At 72.0% G+C, this 7,604-nt stretch carries 8 protein-coding genes; 4 read left to right on the top strand and 4 right to left on the bottom strand.

Annotation, left to right across the window (positions count from 1 at the left end; all coding sequences use genetic code 11):
• A partial coding sequence (locus J0695_RS24025) for an ABC transporter ATP-binding protein (protein ID WP_372445821.1) occupies window positions 1-744 on the bottom strand: 744 nt, incomplete at its 3' end.
• Window positions 741-1,541, bottom strand: a complete 801-nt coding sequence (locus J0695_RS24020) for an ABC transporter ATP-binding protein (protein ID WP_206964793.1) — start codon at window positions 1,539-1,541, stop codon at window positions 741-743. The genes J0695_RS24025 and J0695_RS24020, both read right to left, overlap by 4 nt.
• Window positions 1,542-1,718: 177 nt before the next feature.
• On the opposite strand from J0695_RS24020, the gene J0695_RS24015 reads away from it, so the two are divergent.
• On the top strand, window positions 1,719-2,915 hold the full coding sequence (locus J0695_RS24015) for a PucR family transcriptional regulator (protein ID WP_206964791.1): 1,197 nt from the start codon (window positions 1,719-1,721) through the stop codon (window positions 2,913-2,915).
• A 36-nt stretch (window positions 2,916-2,951) separates the two neighbouring features.
• On the opposite strand, the gene J0695_RS24010 is transcribed toward J0695_RS24015, so the two are convergent.
• Window positions 2,952-3,383 (bottom strand): MarR family winged helix-turn-helix transcriptional regulator, encoded by a 432-nt coding sequence (locus J0695_RS24010; RefSeq protein ID WP_206964789.1) that lies wholly within the window; start codon window positions 3,381-3,383, stop codon window positions 2,952-2,954.
• A gap of 115 nt (window positions 3,384-3,498) precedes the next feature.
• On the opposite strand from J0695_RS24010, the gene J0695_RS24005 reads away from it, so the two are divergent.
• A complete protein-coding gene (locus J0695_RS24005) occupies window positions 3,499-4,995 on the top strand; it encodes an MFS transporter (protein WP_206964781.1) in 1,497 nt (498 codons plus the stop codon).
• A gap of 76 nt (window positions 4,996-5,071) precedes the next feature.
• Here J0695_RS24005 and J0695_RS24000 read toward each other — a convergent pair whose 3' ends face one another.
• Complete coding sequence (locus tag J0695_RS24000) at window positions 5,072-6,232, bottom strand: glycerate kinase (RefSeq protein WP_307798734.1); 1,161 nt, start codon at window positions 6,230-6,232, stop codon at window positions 5,072-5,074.
• A gap of 154 nt (window positions 6,233-6,386) precedes the next feature.
• Here J0695_RS24000 and J0695_RS23995 point away from each other — a divergent pair, with 154 nt between their 5' ends.
• Both J0695_RS23995 and J0695_RS23990 read left to right on the top strand, forming a co-directional pair.
• Window positions 6,387-7,109: an SIR2 family NAD-dependent protein deacylase gene (locus tag J0695_RS23995; RefSeq protein ID WP_206964779.1), complete on the top strand. Its 723-nt coding sequence runs from the start codon at window positions 6,387-6,389 to the stop codon at window positions 7,107-7,109.
• A 237-nt stretch (window positions 7,110-7,346) separates the two neighbouring features.
• A complete protein-coding gene (locus J0695_RS23990; RefSeq protein WP_206964778.1) occupies window positions 7,347-7,568 on the top strand; it encodes a DUF6243 family protein in 222 nt (73 codons plus the stop codon).
• Window positions 7,569-7,604: the final 36 nt, after the last annotated feature.

The following is a 7,604-nucleotide window of genomic DNA, read 5'->3' as shown; positions in this document are numbered from 1 at the left end:
CGACTTCGGACGCCGGATCGCGGGCGGTTCCCCGGCCGAGGTACCGCCCGCGATCCGGCGTCCGAAGTCGAGTACGGTCACCGCGTCGGCGAGCCGCATCACCACCCCCATGTCATGTTCGACCAGCACGATGGATATACCGAGGCTGTCGCGCACACCGGCCACCACGGCCGCCGTACGCCGTCGTTCTTCGGCGGTCATCCCGGCCACCGGTTCGTCCAGAAGAAGCAGTTCGGGCTCCATGCACAGCGCCCTGGCGAGCTCGACGAGCTTCTGCTTGCCGTACGGGAGGGACCCGGCGGGCAGCCCCAGCTCGTCCTCGAGCCCGACGAAGGCGGCGATCTCCCGTACCCGCTCCAGGTGGTGGCGCGCCTCGCGGGCGGCGGACGGCAGCCGCAGGCCCGCGGAGACGAATCCGGTACGGGTGAGCCGGTGGCGGCCGAGCAGCAGGCTGTCGGCCACGGTCGCGCGGGGCGGCAGGGCGATGTTCTGGAACGTACGGGCGATGCCGAGGGCGGCGACGCGGTGCGGGGCGAGCCCGGTGATCTCGCGCCCGCCGAAGCGGACGCTGCCGGAGGCCGCGCGGTAGACGCCGGACAGAACGTTGAAGCAGGTGGACTTGCCCGCGCCGTTGGGCCCGATGACGGCGTGCACGCTGCCCGGCTCGACGGTGAAGGAGACCGCGTCGAGTGCGGTGAGCCCGGCGAACCGCACGGTCAGCTCCCGTACGTCCAGGGTGCTCACGCGGACCACCTCCGCAGGACGGGGTGTGCGGCCTCGGCGCGTCCCGCGTCCTCGGCCGCCGTCTCGTCGACGACGCCCAGATATCTGCGGCGCACCTCGTCGGAGGCGGCGAGCGAGTCCGCCGTGCCGGAGAGGGCGACCTCGCCGACCTCCAGTACGTACGCCGTCGAGGCGAGGCGCAGCGCGAGCGCCGCGTTCTGCTCGACCAGGAGCACCGAGGTGCCCGCCTCGTTGATCTCCTGGACGGCCTCGGCGATCCGTGCCGCCATCAGCGGGGCCAGGCCCAGCGACGGCTCGTCGAGCAGCAGGACGCGCGGTCTGGCCATCAACGCCCGTCCCAGCGCCAGCATTTGCTGCTCGCCGCCGGAGAGCAGTCCGGCCCGCTGGCGTGCACGTTCGGCCAGTACGGGAAAGAGCACGTGCACCCGGGCGAGCGCCTCGGCCGCCTCGCGGCGGCCGCCGGGGGCGCCGAGTGCGCCCGCCCGCAGATTGTCGGCCACCGTCATCCGCGCGAACACCTGCCGCCCTTCCGGAACCTGGACCACTCCGGCCGCCACCATGCGGGCCGCGCTCAGCCGGTGGACAGGACGGCCGTCGAGGTGCACCGAGCCGCCCGTCACCGCTCCCCGGTGGAATCCGAGCGTGCGGGAGATCGCCCGCAGCAGGGTGGACTTGCCCGCGCCGTTGCCGCCGAGGACGGCCACGACCGCCCCGTCGGGCACCTCCAGGGACACGTCCCTGAGCGCCCGCACCGGGCCGTATCCCGCGACCAGACCACGCACCTCGAGCGAGGCCATCCGTCCTCCATCCGCTGCCCTGTTGGCCCCACAGACCAGCACCGGGCCGACCCTTAGTCCACGGCGGCGGGCCGAATCGCTGCCGATGACCAGCGGCGGGAGACGTTGGCTGTGCACGGGCACAAGCGGTGCGCAGGGACTGTCGCCCCTGGCGCACCGGTGGCATCCTCACCAGCCATGAGTGGCCGCCGAGCGCGCACCGATCGCGAGTGGTCCGTGCTGGCGAGCGCCTCCGGGGTGCTTCTCGACCGCGTACCGCAGCTGACGGACCAGCTGATCGAGGAACTCCTGGCGCATTCGCCCCAGTTCGCGCTCGCCGTACCGCGCGACGAGCACTGGCTGCAGATCAGCGAGGCGCTGCAGTACGGGATCGAGGCGATCGCCGCCTCGCGTTCCGCGCCGCGCCGGGATCTGGAGTACGCGGGGGAGATCGGCCGGCGGCGGGCGGAGCAGGGTCTTCCGCTGGAGCTGCTGCACTACGCCTACCGGCACGCGGGCTATCTCGTCTGGAACGAACTGCTCGCCATCGTCGCCGAGAAGGACCCCGACGCGCTGACCGTGCTGGTGCACACCGCGGCCCAGATGTGGGCGGCGGTCGACCGGCAGGCCGCGACGGTCGCCGAGGCGTACCGCTCCACCGAGCAGGAGCTGCACCGGCGCAGCGACGAGCGCGTACAGGCCCTGCTCGACGCCCTGTTGGAGGGCCGGGCCGCTCCGGGGCTCGCGGCCAGGGCGGCGGCCGGGCTCGATCTGCCGGAGCAGGGGCGGTACGCGGTGGTGGTGCTGCGGGTGGAGCGGCAGGGCGGGCGCGAGCCGTTCCACCGGATCGCGGCCGCGCCGGGGATGCGCTTCTTCTGGCGGATGCGTACGGACTGCGAGGTGGGAGTGGTCGCCCTGGGCGCCGGGGCGGGTCTCGCGGAGCTGGCGAAAGTCCTCGGGGCCCGGTGCGCGGGGCCCGGCGGGATCAGCCCGGTGGTGGAGGGGCTCGCGGACCTGGGGCTCGCACGGCGGCTGGCCGAGACGGCGCTGCGCACCTGCGCCCCGGACTCGGCAGGGATCGTACGGCTCGACGCGCGGCTGCCGACGGCCCTGGTGGTGAGCCAGCCGGAACTCGCGGAGCGGCTGGTGGCCGACGTCCTGGGACCGCTGCTCGAACTGGATCCGGCGGACCGGGCGCTGCTCCTGGAGACGCTGGACGCCTGGCTGGAGTGCGAGGGATCGGCGGGCCGGGCGGCCTCGCGGCTGTACTGCCACCGCAATACGGTCTTCAACCGGCTGCGGCGCCTGGAGCACCTGACGGAGCGCTCGCTGTCGCGGCCGCGCGATCTGATCGCGCTGACGCTGGCGCTGGACGCCTTCCGGCTGACGCCCTAGGCGCCTTTGGGCACCTCAGGCGCCTCCAGCTGCCTCTCAGGCGGTCGAAGGGGTCTTCACGAAGACCCGTTCGAGCAGCTCGAAGAGGGTGCCGCGGTCCTCGGCGCTCAGCGCGTCCAGGCCGGTCAGCGTGGTGTGCATCCGGGCCCGGATGGCGTCCATGGTGCGGGCGCCCTCGTCCGTGATGACGACGATCTTGACCCGGCGGTCGGTGAGGCTGGCCTCGCGTCGCACCAGCTCGCGCTTCTCGAGCCGGTCGATGATCCCGGTCATATTGGAGGCGTCGCAGGCCAGAGTGGTGGCGAGCGAGCGCATCGCGGCCGATTCCCGGCGCAGCACGGTGAGCGTCTTGCCCTGGCTGGCGGTGAGGCCCTCGCCCGCAGCCGCGGTGGTGAAGTCGCCGTAGTAGGAGGCGAGCGACACCGAGAGCAGCTCGACGAGTTCGGCGGTGCTGGCTGTTCCTGGCATGTGACCTACTCTACGCCAATAAACTTGACGTTCTCAACCTTTGATGTTTACGGTCTACTCACTGCTTGAAGTTCTCAAGCATCAAAGTTCTCAAGTAGTTGGAAGAGCTTCTCCCGTGACTCACGCACAGCACGCGGCCGCCGCGCCGAGCCGGACCGGACAGACCTCACTCGTCCTGGTGCTCGGGCTCGCCGCCATGGTCGTCTCGATGATGCAGACCCTGGTCGTCCCGATCCTCGGGACCATCCAGAGCGATCTCCACACCTCGACGGCGAACGTCAGCTGGGTGACCACGGCCACCCTCCTCTCGGCCGCCGTCTTCACCCCGCTGCTCGGCCGCTTCGGCGACATGCACGGCAAGAAGCCCACCCTGGTCGGCGTCCTTCTCGTGATGATCGCGGGCTCCGTGCTCGCCGCCACCACCACCTCGCTGACCTGGCTGATCGTCGGCCGGGTGATGCAGGGCGCGGCCACCGCGATCTTCCCGCTCGCCCTCTCCGTACTCCGCGAGGAAATCAAGCCGGAGAAGCTGCACGGCGCGATGGCCCTGGTCAGCGGCACGCTCGCGTTCGGCAGCGGCCTCGCCCTGGTCGGCGCGGGCCTGCTCACGCAGGGCTCGCACCCCGACTACCACCGGGTCTTCTGGCTGGCGGTCGTGCTGGCCGTCCTCGCGCTGGTCGGCGTCATCCGCGCCGTACCCGCGTCGCGTACGAAGACCGGCGGACGCACCGACTGGCTGGGCGCACTCGCCCTCGCCCTCCTGCTCACCCTCGTCCTGCTGCCGATCTCGCAGGGACACGAGTGGGGCTGGACGTCGGTCCGGACGCTGGGGCTGTTCGCCGCCGCGATCGTCATGGCGGCGGTCTGGGTCCTCACCGAGCTCAAGGTCCGCGAGCCGATGGTGGACATGAAGATGTTCACGCACCGCCCCGTCCTCTTCACCAACCTGGCCGGACTGCTGCTCGGCTTCGCGATGTTCGCGCAGTTCATCGGCGTCTCGTACCTGGTCCAGGTGCCGGACGCGGTCACCGGCTACGGCTTCAGCGCCTCCGTGCTGCGCGCCTCCGTCGAGTACCTGCTGCCGACGACGATCGTCTCGCTCATCGGCGCCCAGTTCGGCGGCGTGCTGGTCCGCCGGATCGGCGCGCGCTTCACCCTGGCCGCCGGCGCGTGCTTCGGTGTCATCGGCTTCACCTGGCTGACCGCCGCCCACGACACCACCGGTTCCGTGATCGGCGCGGGCATGGTCATCGGTCTGGCGATCAGCTTCGGTTACGCCTCCATGCCGGCCCTCATCGTCGCGAGCGTCCCCGCCCACCAGACGGGCATCGCCAACGGCATCAACTCGATCTCCCGCTCGGTCGGCAGCGCCGTCGCGAGTGCGGTGATCACCTCGCTGCTGGCCTCCAAGACGATTCCGAACCTGCCCGCCGGAGTGCCCGCACTGCCCGAGGAGAGCCAGTTCACGCTGAGCTTCGCCCTGGCGGGAGCGGCCTTCGTCGGAGTGGTGATCGTCGCCCTGGTCGGCCTGAACGCGCGGCACGCGCCGCGTGCGGTGCCGGCCGCGGCGCAGGTCCCGGAGCCTGAGGTGCGGGAGACCGCCTCGGTCTGAGCGGTACGCACGTACGAGGGGGCCCGCGCTCGGCGCGGGCCCCCTCGTACGTGCCGTGATCAGCTTGGTCAGCTGGTCAGCTCAGGAAATCGCGGGCGATGTTCTCCGCGACCTTTTCCAGGAGCGGCCCCGCCTCGGCGATGCAGCGTGCGACATCCGGCTCGATGTCGGTCAGTGCGTACGCCCGCCGGATACCCGCCCTGCCGAGCGCCTCGGGCAGCAGTGCGAGCCGGCCGCAGACCGCGATGACTTCCTTGTTCTCCGCACGCGCCGCGGCGGCGACTCCCGCCGGGGCCTTGCCGTGCAGGGTCTGCTCGTCGAGGGAGCCCTCGCCGGTGATGACCAGGGTCGCGCGGGCCAGCGCGTCGGCGAAGCCGAGGACGTCCAGCATCACCTCGATGCCGGGGCGGAAGCTCGCTCCGAGCCCCACCAGCGCTCCGTAGCCGATGCCGCCGGCCGCGCCCGCGCCCGGGGAGAGCGCGTCTTCGGCGGCCTTCCGGCCGATCGTCTTCTCCAGTACGGCCGCATAGTGCGCGAGGGCCCCGTCCAGGATCGCGACCTCCTCCGGGGACGCGCCCTTCTGCGGGCCGTACACGGCGGAGGCGCCCTTGGGGCCGGTCAGCGGGTTGTCGACATCGCTGGCCAGCACGATGTCCGTACCGGCGAGGCGCTCGTCGAGCCCCGACAGATCGGCGGACGCGAGGTCGCGCAGACCGCCGCCGCCCGGGGTGACCGGCTCGCCGCCCGCGTCCAGGAACCGTGCGCCGAGCGCGGCCAGCATCCCGGCGCCGCCGTCGGTCGTGGCGCTGCCGCCGACGCCGAAGACGATGCGGCTGGCGCCCGCGTCGAGGGCGGCACGGAGAAGTTCGCCGGAGCCGTACGTCGTCGCGGTGAGCGGCGCGAAGACACCCTCGGGAAGGTGCTGGAGGCCGGAGGCCTCTGCCATTTCGACCACCGCAACGCCGTCGCGCAGGGCGAAGGCGGCGGAGCGCTGCTCGCCGAGCGGTCCTGTGACCCGTACCTCGTGGCGCTCGAAACCGGCCGCCACCGCGGCCGCGACCGTACCGTCGCCGCCGTCGGCGACCGGCAGCGCCTCGACCCGCACACCAGGGGCGATCCGCAGAATGCCGGCCGTCACGCGCTCGGCGACCTGCACCGCCGTGAGGGAACCCTTGAACTTGTCCGCCGCGACCAGTACCTGCGCGGCCCCGGTCACTGCTCCGTCCGTCGTCGTCACCTTGTTGATCCCTTGCTTTCGAACAGACAGTCGCGCCGAGGCGACCCTATCCGCACGACCTGCCCGCTGCCCATGGGTCGCGCCGCTATATCCGGATATGCCCACTCCGGAAAAGCCCGCGCACCGGTGCGGCGCCTCTGCGTACGCTCGCCGCATGACGCTCATCGCCCTGCTGACCGGCGCGGGAATCTCCACGGACTCCGGCATCCCCGACTACCGCGGACCGAACGGGCTGTGGCGGCGCGACCCCGAGGCCGAGAAGCTCGTGACGTACGACTTCTACATGGCTGATCCCGCGATCCGCCGCCGCGCCTGGCTGATGCGGCGCGACAGCGAGACCTGGCGCGCCGAACCGAACGCCGCGCACCTGGCCATCGCCGAGCTGGAGCGCAGCGGCACCCCGGTCCGGGTGATCACCCAGAACGTGGACGGACTGCACCAGCTGGCGGGGCTGCCGCCGCGCAAGGTCCTTGAACTGCACGGCACCGCGCGGTCGGTGATCTGCACGGGATGCTCGGTCCGCTCGACGATGGCCGATGCGCTGGCGCGCGTCGAGGCGGGGGAGCCGGATCCGCCGTGCCGCGCGTGCGGCGGGATCCTGAAGTCGGCGACGGTGATGTTCGGACAGCCGCTCGATCCGGCGGTCCTGGGCGAGGCGATGGGGATCGCGAAGGCGTGCGAGGTCCTGATCGCGGTCGGCACGACCCTCCAGGTGCAGCCCGCGGCGTCGCTGGCGGGGATGGCGGCGGAGAACGGGGCGCGGCTGATCATCGTGAACGCGGAGCCGACGCCGTACGACGAGCTGGCGGACGAGGTCGTACGGGAACCGATCGGGACGGCGCTGCCGGGGCTGCTGGCGGGGTACAGGCAGGGGTGACGCGGCGGGGGCACCGGAGAGGCCCCCCGGGCTGTCGGGGCTCAGACCCCCGGCGCCGGGGCGGCGAAAGGGTTGGTGTGCGGAGCCGGCGGAACCGGGTAACGTCTTTGTCATATTCTTCCAGGCGCCGATTTACGAGTGAGAGCGTGATGGGCCCCTGCCGACGTCCTCCGACGTCGCCGCCCGTCCCCCACCGATGAATCCGTAGATCACTTCATATTTTTACCGGGAGAACCCGTGACCGTCAGCAAGAACATCAACAACCCCGTGGGCCAGGGCGGCGGCCAGCGCAAGAAGCTGTCCCGCGCCGAACGGGCGAACAACGGTCCGCACCGCAACCTCGACCGCCAGGGCGCGGCCGACCAGAAGGCGGAGCTGCTGCGCAAGATGCGCGAGACGTCGGCGTCGGCGGCGGCTGAGGCCGACGGGCAGGCGGGCGACGACACCGCACAGAGCTGACGCACCGCCGCCGCAGGGCGGCACCGCAGGCAGCAG

Source organism: Streptomyces beijiangensis (assembly GCF_017315755.1).
GTDB classification, from domain to species: Bacteria; Actinomycetota; Actinomycetes; order Streptomycetales; family Streptomycetaceae; genus Streptomyces; species Streptomyces beijiangensis.
This window is presented reverse-complemented; position numbering and strand designations above follow the sequence as displayed.